The 17,514-nt window shown below is 39.2% G+C and carries 16 protein-coding genes and 1 tRNA gene; 7 read left to right on the top strand and 10 right to left on the bottom strand.

Annotated elements, in window-relative coordinates; genetic code table 11:
- Position 1: 1 nt before the first annotated feature.
- A complete protein-coding gene (locus ACQY77_RS11985; RefSeq protein WP_421941908.1) occupies positions 2-901 on the bottom strand; it encodes a S66 peptidase family protein in 900 nt (299 codons plus the stop codon).
- 41 nt (positions 902-942) lie between these two features.
- Here ACQY77_RS11985 and metG point away from each other — a divergent pair, with 41 nt between their 5' ends.
- Entirely contained in the window at positions 943-3,048 is a 2,106-nt protein-coding gene (metG, locus tag ACQY77_RS11980) for a methionine--tRNA ligase (protein WP_421941909.1), read from the top strand.
- Between the two features lie 547 nt (positions 3,049-3,595).
- On the opposite strand, the gene ACQY77_RS11975 is transcribed toward metG, so the two are convergent.
- Complete coding sequence (locus ACQY77_RS11975) at positions 3,596-4,276, bottom strand: hypothetical protein (RefSeq protein WP_421941910.1); 681 nt, start codon at positions 4,274-4,276, stop codon at positions 3,596-3,598.
- 375 nt (positions 4,277-4,651) lie between these two features.
- Between ACQY77_RS11975 and ACQY77_RS11970 the strand changes: the two genes are divergently transcribed.
- Positions 4,652-4,723: transfer RNA gene (locus tag ACQY77_RS11970), tRNA-Arg, on the top strand.
- A gap of 185 nt (positions 4,724-4,908) precedes the next feature.
- Here ACQY77_RS11970 and ACQY77_RS11965 read toward each other — a convergent pair.
- Positions 4,909-5,097, bottom strand: a complete 189-nt coding sequence (locus tag ACQY77_RS11965) for a hypothetical protein (RefSeq protein WP_421941911.1) — start codon at positions 5,095-5,097, stop codon at positions 4,909-4,911.
- Between the two features lie 163 nt (positions 5,098-5,260).
- On the opposite strand from ACQY77_RS11965, the gene ACQY77_RS11960 reads away from it, so the two are divergent.
- From ACQY77_RS11960 to ACQY77_RS11940, 5 genes are all read left to right on the top strand, one after another.
- Positions 5,261-5,989 carry a TIGR04255 family protein gene (locus ACQY77_RS11960; protein ID WP_421941912.1) on the top strand — a complete coding sequence of 243 codons (729 nt, stop codon included), beginning with the start codon at positions 5,261-5,263 and terminating at the stop codon, positions 5,987-5,989.
- A complete protein-coding gene (locus ACQY77_RS11955; RefSeq protein WP_421941913.1) occupies positions 5,989-6,336 on the top strand; it encodes a hypothetical protein in 348 nt (115 codons plus the stop codon). The genes ACQY77_RS11960 and ACQY77_RS11955 overlap by 1 nt, the downstream gene beginning before the upstream one ends.
- A 1-nt stretch (position 6,337) precedes the next feature.
- Positions 6,338-6,979, top strand: coding sequence for a hypothetical protein (locus ACQY77_RS11950; RefSeq protein ID WP_421941914.1), 642 nt, complete (start codon positions 6,338-6,340; stop codon positions 6,977-6,979).
- 628 nt (positions 6,980-7,607) lie between these two features.
- Positions 7,608-8,291 carry an HNH endonuclease gene (locus ACQY77_RS11945; protein ID WP_421941915.1) on the top strand — a complete coding sequence of 228 codons (684 nt, stop codon included), beginning with the start codon at positions 7,608-7,610 and terminating at the stop codon, positions 8,289-8,291.
- 349 nt (positions 8,292-8,640) lie between these two features.
- The gene (locus ACQY77_RS11940; protein ID WP_421941916.1) at positions 8,641-9,222 is read left to right on the top strand and encodes a YdeI/OmpD-associated family protein; all 582 of its coding nucleotides are present in this window, start codon (positions 8,641-8,643) and stop codon (positions 9,220-9,222) included.
- A 1,606-nt stretch (positions 9,223-10,828) separates the two neighbouring features.
- Here the strand turns inward: ACQY77_RS11940 and ACQY77_RS11935 are convergent.
- The 7 genes from ACQY77_RS11935 to ACQY77_RS11905 form a co-directional block, all read right to left on the bottom strand.
- On the bottom strand, positions 10,829-12,136 hold the full coding sequence (locus ACQY77_RS11935; RefSeq protein ID WP_421941917.1) for an HlyD family secretion protein: 1,308 nt from the start codon (positions 12,134-12,136) through the stop codon (positions 10,829-10,831).
- Positions 12,126-14,318 (bottom strand): peptidase domain-containing ABC transporter, encoded by a 2,193-nt coding sequence (locus ACQY77_RS11930; RefSeq protein ID WP_421941918.1) that lies wholly within the window; start codon positions 14,316-14,318, stop codon positions 12,126-12,128. The genes ACQY77_RS11935 and ACQY77_RS11930 overlap by 11 nt, the downstream gene beginning before the upstream one ends.
- Position 14,319: 1 nt before the next feature.
- Positions 14,320-15,402 carry a hypothetical protein gene (locus tag ACQY77_RS11925; RefSeq protein ID WP_421941919.1) on the bottom strand — a complete coding sequence of 361 codons (1,083 nt, stop codon included), beginning with the start codon at positions 15,400-15,402 and terminating at the stop codon, positions 14,320-14,322.
- A 185-nt stretch (positions 15,403-15,587) separates the two neighbouring features.
- Positions 15,588-16,520 (bottom strand): grasp-with-spasm system ATP-grasp peptide maturase, encoded by a 933-nt coding sequence (gene gwsG, locus ACQY77_RS11920; RefSeq protein WP_421941920.1) that lies wholly within the window; start codon positions 16,518-16,520, stop codon positions 15,588-15,590.
- A 227-nt stretch (positions 16,521-16,747) separates the two neighbouring features.
- Entirely contained in the window at positions 16,748-16,945 is a 198-nt protein-coding gene (locus ACQY77_RS11915; RefSeq protein WP_421941921.1) for a hypothetical protein, read from the bottom strand.
- A gap of 32 nt (positions 16,946-16,977) precedes the next feature.
- On the bottom strand, positions 16,978-17,178 hold the full coding sequence (locus tag ACQY77_RS11910) for a hypothetical protein (protein ID WP_421941922.1): 201 nt from the start codon (positions 17,176-17,178) through the stop codon (positions 16,978-16,980).
- Positions 17,179-17,214: 36 nt separating this feature from the next.
- Positions 17,215-17,418, bottom strand: a complete 204-nt coding sequence (locus ACQY77_RS11905) for a hypothetical protein (protein ID WP_421941923.1) — start codon at positions 17,416-17,418, stop codon at positions 17,215-17,217.
- Between the last annotated feature and the right edge of the window lie 96 nt (positions 17,419-17,514).

Here is a 17,514-nt window from a genome sequence, read left to right as displayed (position 1 = left end):
CTTATAAATATTTAAATTGAACGTTATTGTTTTCTACCTCCAGTGATACCGTTGCCCCTAAAACCATGCTCAGGTTATTGTCTATATGCCCCGTTGGGAAGTTAAAACAAACCGGGTAATCATATTCCTTAACAATATCCCAAATCACTTCATCAGCCGTTTGGCCAAAAGGAATTTTCTCTTCATTTATTTCGTTAAAAGCCCCGATAATTAACCCTTTTAAACCATTCAGTTTTCCGGCACGTTTTAACATCCTCAACATCCTGTCTATCGCATATTCCTGCTCACCAACATCTTCGAGGAATAAAATTTTATCCTGATAATCCATTTCAGATACCGAGCCTTGTACGGCGCAGAGTAAAGTTAAGTTGCCGCCAATCAGGATCCCGCTGGCCGCACCGCTCTTATTTTTAAAGGCACTTTTGTAGCTGTAACTTTGCTTTTCGCCAAATAAAGATTTCCGCAGGGAAGTTAAAGATTCGGGCGTAGCCTCATCAAATGTATAAGGCATTTGCCCATGAATGCATTGTAATTGTGTTTCGGCAATGATGTGCGAAAGCAAAATTGTAATGTCGCTAAAGCCTGCAATCCATTTGGGGTGTTGCTTAAAAGTGCTGAAATCCAGCTCATCTATAATCCGAAGTGTACCATAACCACCACGGCCGGCAATAATGGCTTTAATGTTGGGGTCATCCAAAAAATGTTGAATATCAGCAGCACGTAAGCTATCGGTACCCGCAAACTGGTGGTGACTGGCATAGAGGCTTTTACCGATCACTACTTCGAGCCCCCAATCTTCTAAAATGGCAATGGCATGGTCTATAGCTTTAGGTAATTTCTTGGCCGGACAAACCAGCGCGATCTTATCTCCTTTTTTTAAATATGGGGCTTGCTTAATCATCTTCAAAAACACTTATCTTTGCCAAATTAATAAAAATTGTTTTGGATAATAGTAAAATAAAAAGATATACCGTTACTGCGGCACTTCCATACACTAACGGACCTGTTCACATTGGGCATTTGGCCGGTGTTTATATCCCTGCTGATATTTATGCCCGTTATTTAAGGTCTAATAAACGCGATGTGAAGTTTATTTGCGGCTCTGATGAAAATGGTGTTCCCATTACCCTGAAAGCCAAAAGAGAAGGCATTACGCCGCAAGAAGTAGTAGATAAGTACCATAAGATTATTGGCGATTCTTTTAAAGAATTCGGAATCTCTTTTGATATCTATCACCGTACTTCATCGCAAACGCACCATCAAACGGCTGCCGATTTCTTCTCTACTCTTTACAACAAAGGTGTTTTTACCGAAGAAGTAACCGAGCAATACTACGATCCTACGGCGAAACAATTTCTGGCCGATCGTTACATTACCGGTACCTGCCCTAAATGTGGTAACGAGAATGCCTATGGCGATCAGTGTGAAAACTGTGGTTCTACCTTAAACGCTACCGATCTAATCAATCCTAAATCTACCCTATCGGGAGATAAACCCATCTTAAAGGAAACCAAAAACTGGTTCCTGCCTTTAGATCAGTATGAGGAGAGATTAAGAACTTATATTGAAAGCCATAAAGAGTGGCGCCCGAATGTTTACGGACAATGCCAAAGCTGGTTAAACGCAGGCCTACAGCCACGTGCCATGACCCGCGACTTAGAATGGGGTGTACGTGTTCCGCTTCGCGATGCCGAAGGAAAAGTACTTTATGTATGGTTTGATGCGCCTATTGGTTATATCTCGGCTACCAAAGAACTTTGCAATTATGCCAAGCTTGATGTGTGGAATCCGAAAGCTGAAGAATACTACATTAACAATTACGAAGCCGATAAATGCGGATGGGAAGAATACTGGAAGAGCGATGAAACCAAACTGGTGCACTTTATCGGTAAAGACAATATCGTGTTCCATTGTATCATTTTCCCGGCCATGTTAATGGCGCACGGCGAATATACTTTAGCTGATAATGTTCCTGCGAATGAGTTTTTAAACCTGGAAGGACAAAAAATATCGACCTCTAAGAACTGGGCCGTTTGGTTAAACGAATATTTAAGAGAGTTTGAAGGTAAGCAAGACGTATTGCGTTATGTGCTAACCGCGACTGCGCCAGAAACCAAAGACAACGATTTTACCTGGAAAGATTTCCAGGCCAGAAATAACAATGAGCTGGTAGCCATTTTGGGCAACTTTGTTAACCGCGTAGTGGTTTTAACCCACAAATACTTTAACGGCGTGGTGCCTACCTGTATGGAAATTACCCCTACAGATCAGGCCGTAATAGATGAATTGGCTACTTATCCGGCTAAGATTTCTGCATCTATAGAAAACTACCGTTTTAGAGAAGCCCTTTCTGAAGTGATGAATGTAGCCCGTTTAGGGAACAAATATTTAGCAGAAACAGAGCCCTGGAAACTCATCAAAACCGATGAAGACCGGGTACGTACCATTTTAAATATCGCGATACAGATTGCGGCGAACATTCAGATCCTAATTGAACCTTTCTTGCCATTTACAGCAGATAAGTTGATGAAGATGCTTCAAAACGGCGGACAGGAATGGGAAGATGCCGGAACCATCAACCTGATTAAGCGTGGCCATAGCATTGGCGAAGCCGTGTTGTTGTTTGAGAAGATTGAAGATAACGATATCGATTTCCAGATCGAGAAGCTGAATCAAAGCAAAGCAGCCAACGCCTTACCAGCAGCAGCTATTCCGGCTAAAGAAAACATCCAGTTTGATGATTTCTCGGCCATGGATATTCGCGTAGCCACCATTATAGCAGCAGAAAAGGTAGAAAAAACCAAGAAACTGTTAAAACTAACCGTTAATACGGGCATAGATGAGCGCACAGTAGTATCGGGCATTGCAGAGCATTACAAGCCCGAAGATATTATTGGCAAGCAAGTAAGCATGATTGTAAACCTGGCCCCAAGAGAAATTAAAGGCATTGTTTCGCAAGGCATGATCCTGATGGCTGAAGATGCAACAGGTAAACTGGTTTTTGTAGCCCCGATAGTGAAATTTCAGGAAGGAAGCGTAATCAGGTAGTTGGTGCGCAGGTGAGTTGGTGAGAGGCTAAACACTCCCAACTCCAAACCCCTGCTCCCGACTGGTGAATTGCTGAGTTGTTAAGGCGCTGAGGCGGGCTATACGCTTAAGACTATTGACTATTGACTGATTAAGGTGGTGGAGTGGCCTATAAGCCCAAGACTCATGACTATGGACTCATGACTGAGGACTTATTTAGATGGTGAGTCGGCTATGCCCCTAGGACTCACGACTACTGACTCATTACTAGTTTAGACGTTTAGTACTCCTACTCCAAGCTCCTTACTCCAAACTCGCTAAGGCGGTGAGTTAGGCTCTACCCAAGACTCATGACTGAGGACTTATTTAGATGGTGAGTAGGCTATGCCCCTAAGACTCACGACTACTGACTATTGACTCATGACTAGTTTAGACGTTTAGTACTCCCTACTCCAAGCTCCTTACTCCAAACTGGCTAAGGCGGTGAGTCGGGCTCTACGCAGGACTACTGACTATTGACTAATGACTAGTTTAGAGTACCCCCACTCCGAACTTGGCAGTGTACAGATTACTCACGCATATACTTATCAATCAACCGAACCAATATAACAGCGTGGCAGAGCGTTTCGATATTGGGATATTCTTTCTGCATTCTTTCTGGATTACCATATTGATAACTGCGTTTCGCGGTAGGCGTTTTCAGTTCGAATACGTATAAAATACCATCCATTTGCAAGCCAATGCTGCCACTGGTTTCTAAGGTGGTAGTATCAATTTGATATTTTACAATCAAGGGTCTTATGCTTTCGTAATTGGGTAAACTGAGTAATTTTTCTTGTTGCAAGAGCTGCCAAAGGCGCTTTAGTTTTTGCTGATTAACAGGTTTCTCCACAAATTCAACACCTTTATCGGTAATGCGGTAGGCCTGAAAACGCCTTGCAGCCCATGCCTTATTCTGATACCTTAAAACAAAAGCCTGGTGAGAGGAGGTCATTAAGGGCAATTGCCAAAAGCGCAGTTCAAAATCATAGGACTGATCCAATTGAAAAGCCGCATCCAGGGTTTTGTTATAAGCATCGTTGATCTTCGTAAAATCCCCCGATTTTAAAGCGCTAAAATCAGGAGGCTTATTGCCCCTTACCTGATCATCAAAAAGCAGACGAGGCTTAGCTCCTTGCGCTTTTACGGTATGCCCGGCCATTACCAGCAGCAAGATACAGCTGGCCTTTAATAATTTAGAAAGTATCATGGTTAATTTTGATTTACACGAATATAGGGATTATTGGTGAGGTGTTAAGGTGGCTGAGGTGGTGAGTTGTGCGATGGACCCGAGACTCACGACTACTGACTATTGACTCATGACTAGTTTAGACGTTTAGTACTCCCTACTCCAAGCTCCTTACTCCAAACTTGCTAAAGCGGTGAGTTGAACAGTGAACCTGAGACTCACGACTACTGACTATTGACTCATGACTAGTTTAGACGTTTAGTACTCCCTACTCCAAGCTCCCCACTCCAAACTTGCTAAAGCGGTGAGTTGGACTCTAAACAGTACTCCAGACTGAAGACTTTAAAAAAATCCCCTACACAGCTCAAAAGATTTATTATATTTGCCCCACAACATGGTTTCGTAGTTCAACGGATAGAATAGAAGTTTCCTAAACTTTAGATATGGGTTCGATTCCCGTCGAGACCACTTCACGGGAATAGAGTTTTTAAAACTTTATTCCCATTAATATTTTATAGTATAAACTGCTGTTTATTAACAAGATATAATTAGAAAAAACCTCTATTCTGGGGGTTCGATAAATTTTAGCTAAAAACTTGAATTTCGGAGCTAATTTTGAAAATCTCAGTTAAAAAGGGGGATTAACAGCTGTTCTAGGCGGTTCGATTCTCTTCACCTTTTTCGTCTTTAGTTACATATATGTCAACTGCTATTTGGCCAAATTTATACATGAAGTCTAATATTAATTCGGCTTGTTCATGGGTGACTTCCTGGCCATTTTCTTTTAAAATTTTGATTGCTTTTTGTGGTTTGACGGAGCGTTTAGGGTTTAAGTATTTCATGGTTTTTAATTAAATGGTTGATACTCGTTGAACATTTTGAGCGTCGACTTTGTTAATTAATGTTAAAGAGCAACAAAATATACATTATTTGTGTACTTTGTATATGTATACTATTTTGTGATTTTATAATAAAGATTTATAACTTTGCATGTCTAATCGAACGATGTATTCAAATAAACACCTTAAAGAAGTGCTTTGCACTTTCAAATTTCTTCCAGGACCCATAAAATGGGACAGTGGCTTCTTCGGGCAGTTTTACGATAAGATTCAAGCAGATGGCTTCTCAATGAGGCAGGAAAAAAAGGGAATTGTTTTTGAAATAGGGAATTTGAATAATGGTATTCCGGCCACTCCCAACGTACAAGAAGCCGAATCGCAAATGATTTTTAGAAACCCAGAGAAGAATTTTGCTATCTCTATGGGTAATTCTTATATCACTTTTCATATTGTGAATACGTATGAAAATTGGGAGGTATTCAATGAGAAACTTATGCACCCGTTTATGGAAAAGTATCTTGAACTGGGCATATACGACAAAATACAAACCTGTCAGGTCGTTTATCTGAACAGTTTCGAGATAACTCCTGAAGAGCCTTTATCGGACTATTTTACTGTAGTTTCACCTCCGTTTAACAAATTTGGGAAAGAAGCAGCAGTTCAGATATCCAAAAACTATGTTGCCCCAAATGGAATAGTTCTTCACTTTAAAATCAATCCACAGCAGGCCATCAGACAAAATACGAAAAGTATAATGTTGGAATGCGGAGCTATAGGGACAGTGACTATGGGTCGAGCTATAAGTGATTGGAAGACAATATCACAAGATGTAAAAAATCCTGTTAGAGATTTTTTTGAATCTATTATTACTGAAAAACTTAGACAAATATTATAATGGAGTTTTCTGGATTTATACCCACAAGTTATCAACCAAGCATGTTTTCTTGTGTGAGCATGGAACAGGAGAGTGTTTTAGTTGCTCCTGCAAAAACAGAAGTGCTGGATATGTTTGTGACAGAATTTCCGAGGTTCTCAGATGAGGATATTCCACAAACACAGTTCGCTTTTCTTTATTTTGAACAAGATAAAGTAGACTTTCTTAAATATCAAGATACAATCCAACATCTTTCAAAAGGTCTATTTGGCGACACTCAACTTCTTAGCGAATTTGAACAGAATGTGCTCAACCAAACTTTTCAAAAGTCCTTAAAAGCTAAACCAACGAGACCTAATAGGTTATAAAATGGCATTTGGTGAACGCTCATGGGTTGAATTGTTGCCTTCTTACTTAACGAGTGAGAATAAGGGTCGCCTACAACAAGGAATTGAACAGTTTTACCCTGAAAATAGAAACGAAATTTCATATGACAATTTCTATAGAGACTTTGGTCATAAGTATTTCCTTCAAGGTGATATTGTTCTGGATGTTAGAATGGCAAATTGGAATGCAAGTACTGCTAGTTATGAAAAAACTTATATCGAAGGCTTAATCCTTAGCAATACTTGTGATATTTCGTTAGAAAATAAAAGAGACGTAAATCCAAAACAATGCTTGTTCGCTCCTTTAATAAATTTGGAAGAATTTTTAGCAGATCTATCAAGTAATGGATTATCAGACGATAAGCTAGAAGCATTTCAAAAAAATGTTAAAAGCCAGCTTTATTCAAACATTTTTTATATGCCAGCTGCTAAGGCAGATGAAAATGATCGAATTGCACTTTTGGATAAGGTATTTTGGTTTCCAATAGAAGAAATGGAAGGACTTATTGAAACAATAGATGAAGAAAGAATTGCTTCTTTAGATCATTATGGCTTTTACCTTTTGAATTTCAAGCTATCATATCACTTCTGTCGGTTACCGGAGCAATGCGATAGAGTAGCATAGGGTTCTTACAATACCTCCAAAGTTAATTTGACATTTTTGGTTTAAGAAGATTTTTTTAACCAAAACAGTTTGAAATCCGTCTCGTTGAGATATTTAAAATCATTCCTCTCGTCCCAGAATCTCAATAATCAACTGTAAATCTTCCAAAAAAGAGTTTGAAATCGGTGTCTTAGAGACCACGGAATAAAAAGCCTTTAGATTTTATCTAAAGGCTTTTTGGGTTTAATTAGACCTTGTTCCCATTACCATTGTACTACTCGTCATTGCTAAGCCGGGGATGCTGGAGCTGACTCAAATCTTGTTGAATAGCCAATCTTCTTTTGACAATTGTAAAAAAATGAAGTAAAAACTACTGTCTATTGCATTTTTAATACTCTTTTAGGGGAAACCGCATTCGTAATTAACAAAAAGATGATTACTTTAGGCTTAAATAATCATAGTACTGCACCCTTGACTAACGATCATATAGGGCTGGTACCAAGCTAAATTAACCGGAAAAGGACTCTGTGCGCTCTCCACACACTGGCCTCTGTTCCTTTTGGGCTATATTTTACTTGGCATTCTAGCAAGTACTAATTATACCCGCTAATTAGAAGTATTTATTTGATAAATCCCATTCCTCAGCCCTATGAAAAATCCTAATTGGGAACGAGACGAGGTTATGCTTGCTCTGGATCTTTATTTTAATCTCAAGCCAGGACAAATTTCTGCTAATAATGTTGACATTACCAATCTTTCCAATCTTCTCAACCGATTGCCTCGATTCGATGGTAAACCAGATAACGGTAGTTTTAGAAATCCGAACGGCGTTAGTCTTAAAATGAGTAACTTTTTGGCTATAGATCCCTCGTACGATGGGAAGGGAATGGCCGCCTACAGCAAGCTTGATGAATCAATTTTTAATGAATTTAAGGACCAGCAAGACTTATTATCTGAAATAGCAAAAAGTATTAAAAAAGCTATAGAAACTTCGGATTTTATTAAGGTTGAATCAGCATTAGCTAAAGAGGAGAATAGCTTTGCCAAGGAAGGAAAAATACTTTATCGGCTTCACCGATACAAAGAGCGTAATGTTAGCCTGGTAAATAGGAAGAAACAACAGTATTTAAAACGACATGGAAATCTAGCATGCGAGTTGTGTCGGTTTGATTTTCACGCTGTATATGGTGAAGTTGGAAAAGACTTTGCAGAATGTCATCATAAAACACCGCTTTATTCACTTGATGTTGAAACAAACACACATTTAGACGATTTGATGATTATTTGCTCCAACTGTCATAGAATGGTTCACAGAGGTTGGATCCCCAATTAACAACAACACCAATTTGCAATCAGTAAATTTTATTGAAAACAATATCTTAGTCAACTATGAATTTTTAAGACCATCAAAATATTATTGACGCAAATTAAGATGATATCCGTCAATTGAACCATAAATAAGCAGAACTTATATTTTCTTAATATGGCTTAAATTGGCGTATTTTTCTTACCATTAAAACATGTAATTAGATGGTTGAGAGTGCCCCAGAGACTTCACGTGCCTTATACACCCCCTCCTTGAAAAATGGAGGAGAGTTAGTTTACGATAGTTGATTTGTAAAATTAATTCCTGTATTTTACAACATCATCTGTTCCGTTTTAAATTAGCCTTACCACTAAAAATGCAGCAAAGAGAAATAGAAACATTTTATCCGCAAAACGTTGCTGAATGGCGAAAATGGTTAGAAGAGAATCACCTTTCTAAACAGGCTGTTTGGTTGGTTTGTTATAATAAAAGTTCAGGAAAAAAATCCATCAGCTGGGCGGAGTCAGTAGAAACGGCTTTATGTTTTGGCTGGATAGACAGTAAGAAGATAAAAATTGATGCAGAGACTTCTCACCAGTTTTTTAGTAAAAGAAAAGCTTCCGGCACCTGGTCTAAAATTAATAAGGATAAAGTAGCACAGTTAATAGAAAAGGGTTTAATGACCCCTGCCGGCCTTGAAAGTATAGCAGTGGCCAAAGAAAATGGTTCATGGAATATTTTAGATGAGGTTGAGCAGCTGATTGTTCCTGAAGATTTAAAAGCAGCGTTTAAAAATCAGCCTGCGGCCGAAGACTTTTTCGAAAGCCTGAGTAAATCTGCCAAAAAAGCGATTCTCCAATGGCTGGTGCTGGCCAAAAGACCAGAAACCAGACAGAATAGGGTTAATGAAGTGGTAAAACTTGCTGCTCAAAGGCTAAAACCGAAGCATGTACAATAGTTTTTTAGCTGAAAGGGAGGATTCTTTTGTCCTGGCCGGACGTTTTTGTTTTTGCCGAGGAGTCTGCTCTCCTCCTTTTTTCAAGGAGGGGCTGGGGTGGTTAAACCCGCACTATAACAACCAATTTCTGGTAGAAGGCGAGGAAGAAAATGAATCTCTTTGTCCTGGCCGGACGGGCTTATCTTCTTTTTTCAGTAGTGTTTATGTTTTCATCTGCCTATGCTTACTACGCAGGTTGGCGTCAAAAGAAGCAAACCGAGCCCTTCGCGAGCTCATTAATACAACTAAAAAACAATAAACAACTATTAATAAAACGTCGGCTTAAAACTATTCATTAGTGTTTATTTTCCTTGGTGGTATTCATGAGGGCTACGCCGTTTTTCTTTTAAAGTCAGTGCTGCGGCTGGGGCAGTGCCTGCCGAAAACTTTATTAGGCCGATCCGAGTAGAACGGAGAAGCAGTGCGGAGGCCTGGCCGGGTGGCAAAGCTATTGCGTTAAGAATTGAGGGTAAATTGAACTTATATGTTCTTAAATGCCTTATATGGTTCAAATGCTCATGGGATTCTACGATGTTTTACCACCCCTGCCACCACATGGGCTTCCACACCCCCTCCTTTTTTCAAGGAGGGGAGCTAAATTACGATAGCTACGCAGATACATGTTCGATGCTGATTGTTTATGCGTTTCGCTAGCTACCTTTAATAATTAACTGACTTTTCCTAAGTACGCTTCCGGCCTCGCAGCATTTCGCCGGATAGGACATTTGAATGCTCGCAGTTTCAAACGTTTACTTACTGCCCAAGGGAATAAGCAGCGCGGGTAGGTTTGTGTGGAGGGAAGGCCTCTAATTACCGCTAATGGCATTCGGATGCTCCTAACAAAGAAAGGATGCAAGCCTTGATGTTATTCATTAGTATTTATTGTTTTCAATGGCGTTCATGAGCTCGCTAAGGCTCGGTTTTGTTTCTTTTCTATCAAGAGAAAAGAAAGAGCCTTTCCGGCGGTGAGGAAGAAAGGACTCACTTGTCCTGGCCGGACGGGCCTCTTTCTTTTTTCAGTAGTGTTTATGTTTTCATCGGCCTTCAAGCTTGCTGCGCAGGTTGACACCAAAAGAAACAAACCGAACCCGATATTACATCGGGGAGCTCATTAATACAATTAAAAAACAATAAACAACTATTAATAAAGTGTCGGCTTAAAACTATTCATTAGTGTTTATTTTCCTTGGTGGTATTCATGAGGGCTACGCCGTTTTTCTTTTAAAGTTACTAGGAAGGCTAAGGCAGTGCAACCCGAAAACTTTATTAGGCCGATCGGAGTAGAACGGAGAAGCAGTGCTGAGGCCTGGCTGGGTGGCAAGGCATGGTGGTAAAGCTATTGCGTTAAGAACTGAGTAGGTTTAACTTATATATTCTTAAATGCCTTATATGCTTCAAATGCTCATGGAATTCTACTATATTTTACCACCCCTGCCACCACACGGGCTTCCGCACCCCCTCCTTGAAAAGTAGGGGAGTTTGGGACCGCCTTAACTGTTTTGAAGATTTGAGCTTATATTTTCTTATATGGCTCAGAACCACCCCTGCCACTTCACCTGTCTTCCATTTACTCTGTTTGATATCCCATCAGTTTTCTAAACTGGTAAAAAAACCTTTCAATTAACCTTAAATCTTGCGTTACAATTTCGGCATTACCTTTAAGTTCAGTATCAAAAGGAAGTGTTTTGTGATATGAGGTTTTCAGCCCTTCCGGAAGTGTTACATCCACATAATAATTCCCTTTATCATCGGGCGTGAAAGAGATATTTTGAACCCTCCCTTCTACAATACCATATTCCTGATAGCGATAGTTATCCAGTTTGATTAAAACCTTTTCTCCTTTGGCAATTTTCCCCGAATTGACAGCCGGGACCATCATTTTTCCAATTAAGGCTTTTTTATGATCGGGTAAAATAGATACAACGAGGTCACCACGTTTTACGAACTGGTTTTCGCCCCAAAATTGCTGGAAACTGGCCAGGCCCGCTGTTGATGAAACCACCAGGTAATTTTGCTCCCAGGCCCTTAACGAGCGCCTGAGCTGTTCTAAAAGCTGTAAGGTTTGGGAAGCATAATTGATTTTGTCTTTCTCTGCATTGATGGTTACCCCACTTTTTGTTTTATGGAGATTAGAAATCGCTTCTTCTGTTTGCGATATGCTAAGCGCAATGCTTTCTAAACTTTGCTGCGCCTGTAAAAATTTAATTTTTTCGCTCTCAAACTCAAATGTCGAAATTACCTTCTGACTAAAAAGCTGTTGTGCACGCTGGTAGTTTTTCTTAACCAGCTCGTATTTAGAAAGTTCGAAGGCTTGCTGTTTTTTAAGGGTAACCATCCTGCTTTTGTTCGCCAATATATTCTGTGCAGTAGCTACATTTTCAGGGGCATAGGGCTTAAGCCGGGTAAACAACTTTTCATCCTGAAAGGCCTTTGCAAAATTATTGTAATCGGTTTGCAGCTCCCCTAATTTAAAACCCGAAACCTGTTTCAGGGGAAAGGAAACCAACTCTTCGGTAGAAAGCGAATCTATTATTTTGCTCAGCTGTAAAACATCTTTATAATTCGCGGTAGACTGTAAAACCATCAGTATCTGGCCCTTTTTAACTTTCTGATGGTCGGACATGAATATTTTTTCGATTTTTGAATCTGTCCTGATTTGCAGTTTTTCGGGTGGGTTTTGTGAAGTAACCATGATAGTAGCGGGCACAAATTCAGGATACTTAATGAAATAACTCATTAACAGAACCATTAGCAGGATAGCCAGAATCACCACATTTCCCCAACGGAACATCCAATGTGGTGGCTCTGCCAAAACATCCTGCACACTCTCCGATCGAAGATTGATCTCGTCTAATTTATCTTTTTTAGTTTCCAAGTTCGAGCTGATTTTTAATTAGTCTGTAATATTCTCCCTTTTGGGCTACCAATTCCTGGTGATTGCCCTCTTCGATAACTTTTCCCTTATCCAGCACAATAATTTTATCGGCATGTTTAACGGTCGATAGCCTGTGTGCAATAACGATAGCGGTTTTGCCTTTAAAAAACTGCTCCAGGTTTTCGATAATGATCTTTTCATTATTGGCATCCAGGGCACTGGTAGCTTCATCGAAAAAGATATATTCTGGCGATTTGTAAACTGCCCTTGCAATAAACAGGCGCTGTTTCTGACCGCCACTTACCCCTATGCCCTCATTGCCTATTTTGGTGTTGTAACTTAAGGGTAAAGCTTCTATAAAATCCTGTATGTTGGCAATTTCAATGGCTTTTCTCAGTTTTTGCTTGTCAATGTTATCCTCCCCAATGGCGATGTTGTTGGCAATGGTATCGTTAAATACATAACTCTCCTGCATCACCACCCCACAGTGATCACGCCAAAATCGGGGCGAAATATTTTTCATGTCGGTACTGCCAATTCTGATATTACCCTGGTTAGGTTCGTAAAATTTAGTAATGAGTTTTAAGAGCGTTGTTTTACCACTGCCGCTGGCTCCTACTATGGCCGTGGTTTTTTGATGGGGTATAACCAGGTTTAGGTCCTGAAAAACAAAAGCATCAGCACCGGTATATCTGAAGGAAACATTGCTTAACTCGATATCTCTTTCTGGAACTTCGGCTGCATACTGTTCATCACGATCTTCCTCATCTTCTTTCTCGTGTATTTCGCCCAGACGCTCCAGCGATATTTTGGCATCCTGTGTTTGTTTAATAAAATCTATTAATTGCATTAAAGGGCTATTGAGCTGCCCGATAATGTATTGCACCGATAGCATCATCCCCAGGGTTAGGTTACCGCTTAATACGAGTTTTGCGGCCAGGAAACTCACCAGGATATCTTTAATCTGGTTAATGAAACCTCCGCCTACGGATTGCCATTGTTCTAAGGAAAGCGCCTTTATTTTAATTTTAAATAACTTAACCTGTAAAAACTCCCAGCCCCAGCGCTTCTGTTTTTCGGCGTTATGCATTTTTATTTCCTGCATACCGTTTATGAGCTCAATTACAGTACTTTGCTCCTGCGAAATCTGCGAGAACATTTTATAGTCCAGTTCTTTTCTCTTTTTAAGAAAAAAGCTGATCCAGGCAATATAAAGTATAGCACCAATTAAATAAACTGCAAACAGGCGGTAATCGTACATCAACAGCACAATGCTAAAAATGATGAGATTAACCATAGAGAATAACGTATTTAACGAGGAACTGGTTAATAATTGCTCAATCCGATGATGATCGTTAATGCGTTGCATGATGTCTCCGGTCATTCGGGTATCAAAGAAACTGATGGGAAGTCTCATCAATTTGATAAAGAAATCTGATATGATGGAGATGTTGATTCGGGTAGAAAGGTGGAGTAAAATCCAGCTTCTGATAATGTCTATGCCCATTTTACCCATAAAGAGCATGATCTGGGCCAGTAAAATTAAATAGATGAAGTTAATATCCTGATTTTGTATCCCAACGTCTACAATACTTTGGGTTAAAAAAGGGAAAATCAGCGACAATAAGCTTCCTGCCAACAGCCCGATGGCCAACTGAATAACCAGTGATTTATATTTTATTAAATACCTGGACAGGAAGGAAAAACTGGTTTTTTTCTCTTCCTCTTCAAATTCGTTTTTATAAAACGATGGACTGGTTTCTAAAATCAGCGCAATTCCCTCTTCGGTTTTATTATTTGCATTTTCGCCAATCCAATGTTTAATAAATTCTGCCTTGGTGTAGGCGATTAAACCGTAACTGGGGTCTGAAACATAGACCTTTCCGGCCTTGTCAATTTTATAAACCACCACATAATGATTTTTATTCCAGTGCACTATACAAGGTAAGGGTGCATCTTCAACCAGGGTATCAAAATCTATTTTTACCCCTAAAGTTCTAAAACCTAAATGCTCTGCAGCGTTACTAAGCCCCAGCAAACCACTGCCTTCCCTGGTCGTTTCAGATAGTGTTCTTAAATGCTGAAGCGGAATACTTTTTTTATAGTATTTGGCTATAATACGCAGGCAGGTAGGGCCACAGTCTTTTGCATCTGGTTGTTTATAAAAGGGGAACTTTTTCATTTTATGTCGTCCAGATTTTATTGAAGGTTTCGGATAATTTGGCTTTATTTATTTTACAGCCTGATGCAGATACGGTTATTCCGGATGCTTTTAAATCCAGGTAACCTGCTTCATTGCTCCACTTAGAGATATAAGGGTTGTAAACACATTCTAATTGATGAAACCAGTATTCGGCACCTTTTTCAGGCACGCGTATATCGGTACACATATATCTGAATTCGCAATGCTGGCAAACAAGGGTTTCTTTCTTGTTAAGGTTGCCAAGTTCTAAGAATGGATAGCTGTTGATGGTGTGCTGAAATTCATCATAACCCATCAAATTAATGTTGCCGAAACCTTGTATGTTGTTAAGGCCGTTTTTAATATTGCCACTTTGGTCAATATAAATTTTGCCGTTGTAATACGAGTGTTTGTTGTAAGCTTCCAGAAAAAAATCTTGATTGACGAACAATTTATCTACGGTTAGCAACTGTTGGTAATCTTCAAAATTTTCAGTGAAAAAATTATAGTAAATGTTATCTTTCAGTTTGGTTTGCGGGCTGTCTGTCCCAAAAAAGTTAACTGAAAATACGGCAGGCTGCCGAGCTAATTCCTGCTCATATTTGGCAAGGCTTTCTGCATTAAATTTTTCAATATAAAGATAGATACCATCAATTTCCAGATGGGCAAATGACTTAATTGCATTGATAACTTCATCGTCTATTTGCGCTGAAATTATGCTTAAGTTTTGAAGGTGATGCGGACGTACAAAATCAATAAAATTTTTGCTGACATTAACATGTACTACAGCATGTGTTAGCTGGTTGGTATGGTGTAAGGCTTTCGATATTTTCGGGAACCGTTTCTCTTCCCGGGCAGATGTAACCTCAAAAATAATCTCTAAACTCAAAAGAAAATCAATCAGTTCGCTGCGCTCAGATTCATCAGAAATCCTGTTAAAATTGATAAAGCCATCGGTTTTTAAAATGTGGTAATGCGCCTTTGAAATGAAATGATAGTCCTTGCGCCCCAAATCGTAAATGATGGCCCTGTTAAACCCAATTACGGGAATGCAGAGTTGGTTTCGAAGATATAATTTCATCATATCGGGGATTTAAAGTATAGGTCAAGCTGTAAGCTATTGGTGTGGTAGATTTTAGAAACCCTTGTTTTAACCAGATAGGTAGGTTTGGGCTTTTTTACCAACGATTTTATGTGTAAAGGTGCCTGCCCGGTATCTATTAGCTCTCTTATTTTTTCCATAGGTTTTAGCAATAGGGGTTATTGGTGTTAAAGTGCCAATGCAATCTCTTTCTCCAGATTGTAATTGCAAGGGGTTGATACCATTCCAAACTGGCCAACGGGATTTAAGTCTAAAAAATAATATTGGGCATCATCACTACAGTAAATCACATCAAACGAGGCGCAGTTAAGGCCGTATGCATCAAGCATTTTTTTAAGCTTTTTTTCGTATGTTTTTTCTAAGGTGTATGGTGCAACCCTGTTGGGTTTATCTCTGTCGTAATTTCTAAAATCTACATTTGTATTGCTGTTATTCTGAGAGAAAATGGCCATGGCGTAAAATTTGCCATTGAGGTAAAAAACCCTGATCTCATAGGCTTTAGCTATGGCTTGCTGAAAAAAAGTAGGCACAAATTGCTCGGATAGGGCTTCAATATCTTCGCGGTTTACCATTGAGGTATAGGCCATATGCGTAAAATCTTCATCATCCTGAAAGGAAAATGGTGTGCTGATGGGCTTAGAAATAATGTGCTTTTCTTGCTCGAAAAAATTGGCAGCTTCGTTTTTACAGCTTGTAACCAGGTATTTTGGAGCTAAAACATCATATTGTCGACAAAGATCCATTAAATACAGTTTATTGATATCGCTGTTTTTAAATTTGTTTACCGAAGGAATTTTATCCAGTCTGTGATAAAAATATTCAATCAGGGCGGTGTGCTCAGTACGTAGATAGTTTTTAATTAAAGCGTTCTTGAATTTGGCAAAGAGATCCAATCCTCCCCTGCGGTACCACATTTTGGTAATTTGGCTACCCAAAACTGTTTTTCCATTTATGTTGAGGGCAAAATCTGAAGCGTTAAGCCAAAGAAGGTCTAAAGGGGTATTTTCATTGATTCTAATAAAGGGCTTATTTAGCCGTATCAACCAGCTGATCACTGCAGTGGTAGAATAATCGCTGTTAATGGAGAATATTAATATCACGTAACTCGATGTTATAAATTTTATGGCTTGCTGGCTTCAGCAACTGATGTTTTGGCCTGTTATTTTTTATTTGCACAAGAATGAACAATCGGTTTAATCTGTAGCTAATTTCAAGTCCAACTTCATTTCTTTAACTCACATGTTTATTGTGGTTTTCCAAATGGTAGCTCTGGGCTTAAGGCAACCACCGGGCTTTTTATGACCCGATGGTTAATTGAGTTAGTTAATTATGTTTGCCATGCTGAAGAAACAGGATAACCAAGCGTGTTTCCCTGATCGTCGTAAATTGTTGTTGTTTTATCTGCGCAATGATCGCCATAGGTATATTTGCTGCATGTAGCGTGGCTTCCCATAGCAAGACCGCCGTTAACCTGGCTGTTGTTTAGTTCGATTTTTTTCTCGAACAATTTGTTGCTGTTTTTCATATTTGATTAATTAAGTTTTCAATGAATGGTTATTACGGACAATTGGAGAAAAAGCATTCTTCAACCAGTTGGTTCTTGTCTGTTACTACTTTTGATACAGTTAAAGTACAACCGTTATCATCAGTGTAAGTATTGTTTATGTTTTTGTAACTTTCAGTAGAGGCAAGACCGCCACTAATTTGGTTATTCTTTAGTTCGATTTTCTTCTCGAACAGTTTGTTGCTGTTTTTCATGTCTTATAAATTAATTTTTTAATTAATAGATAATTGTTATGGGCAAACAGTGAAATAGCAATCTTCAACCAATACGTTCTTATCTGTCAGTACTTGTGATAAGGTTCCGGTGCAACCATGCTTATCTTTTGGGTAGGTTGTTACCTGGGTCTTGTAAGTCTCTGCCGAAGCAAGTCCACCACTGATTTGACTATTGTTTAGTTCGATTTTTTTCTCGAACAATTTGTTGTTGTTTTTCATTTTTTTCTGATTGAGGTTTATACTTCATTACTTACTCGATTGACAATTTTTAGCGCTGAAGCTTATATTGAAGCGGGCTAATTTGGTGTCAAATTT

It is taken from the genome of Pedobacter sp. (assembly GCF_965279535.1).
Classification (GTDB): domain Bacteria; phylum Bacteroidota; class Bacteroidia; order Sphingobacteriales; family Sphingobacteriaceae; genus Pedobacter.
The sequence above is the reverse complement of the archived record's forward strand: the minus strand, read 5'-3'. Positions and strand labels throughout refer to the sequence as shown.

Coding starts and splice junctions, on each gene's coding strand:
- ACQY77_RS11910 (WP_421941922.1), bottom strand. CDS start 17,178: ATGAAAAACAGCAACAAACTGTTCGAGAAGAAAATCGAACTAAAGAAT.
- ACQY77_RS11955 (WP_421941913.1), top strand. CDS start 5,989: ATGGAGTTTTCTGGATTTATACCCACAAGTTATCAACCAAGCATGTTT.
- ACQY77_RS11985 (WP_421941908.1), bottom strand. CDS start 901: ATGATTAAGCAAGCCCCATATTTAAAAAAAGGAGATAAGATCGCGCTG.
- ACQY77_RS11950 (WP_421941914.1), top strand. CDS start 6,338: ATGGCATTTGGTGAACGCTCATGGGTTGAATTGTTGCCTTCTTACTTA.
- ACQY77_RS11975 (WP_421941910.1), bottom strand. CDS start 4,276: ATGATACTTTCTAAATTATTAAAGGCCAGCTGTATCTTGCTGCTGGTA.
- ACQY77_RS11905 (WP_421941923.1), bottom strand. CDS start 17,418: ATGAAAAACAACAACAAATTGTTCGAGAAAAAAATCGAACTAAACAAT.
- ACQY77_RS11945 (WP_421941915.1), top strand. CDS start 7,608: ATGAAAAATCCTAATTGGGAACGAGACGAGGTTATGCTTGCTCTGGAT.
- ACQY77_RS11930 (WP_421941918.1), bottom strand. CDS start 14,318: ATGAAAAAGTTCCCCTTTTATAAACAACCAGATGCAAAAGACTGTGGC.
- ACQY77_RS11965 (WP_421941911.1), bottom strand. CDS start 5,097: ATGAAATACTTAAACCCTAAACGCTCCGTCAAACCACAAAAAGCAATC.
- ACQY77_RS11925 (WP_421941919.1), bottom strand. CDS start 15,402: ATGATGAAATTATATCTTCGAAACCAACTCTGCATTCCCGTAATTGGG.
- ACQY77_RS11940 (WP_421941916.1), top strand. CDS start 8,641: ATGCAGCAAAGAGAAATAGAAACATTTTATCCGCAAAACGTTGCTGAA.
- ACQY77_RS11915 (WP_421941921.1), bottom strand. CDS start 16,945: ATGAAAAACAGCAACAAATTGTTCGAGAAAAAAATCGAACTAAACAAC.
- ACQY77_RS11960 (WP_421941912.1), top strand. CDS start 5,261: ATGTATTCAAATAAACACCTTAAAGAAGTGCTTTGCACTTTCAAATTT.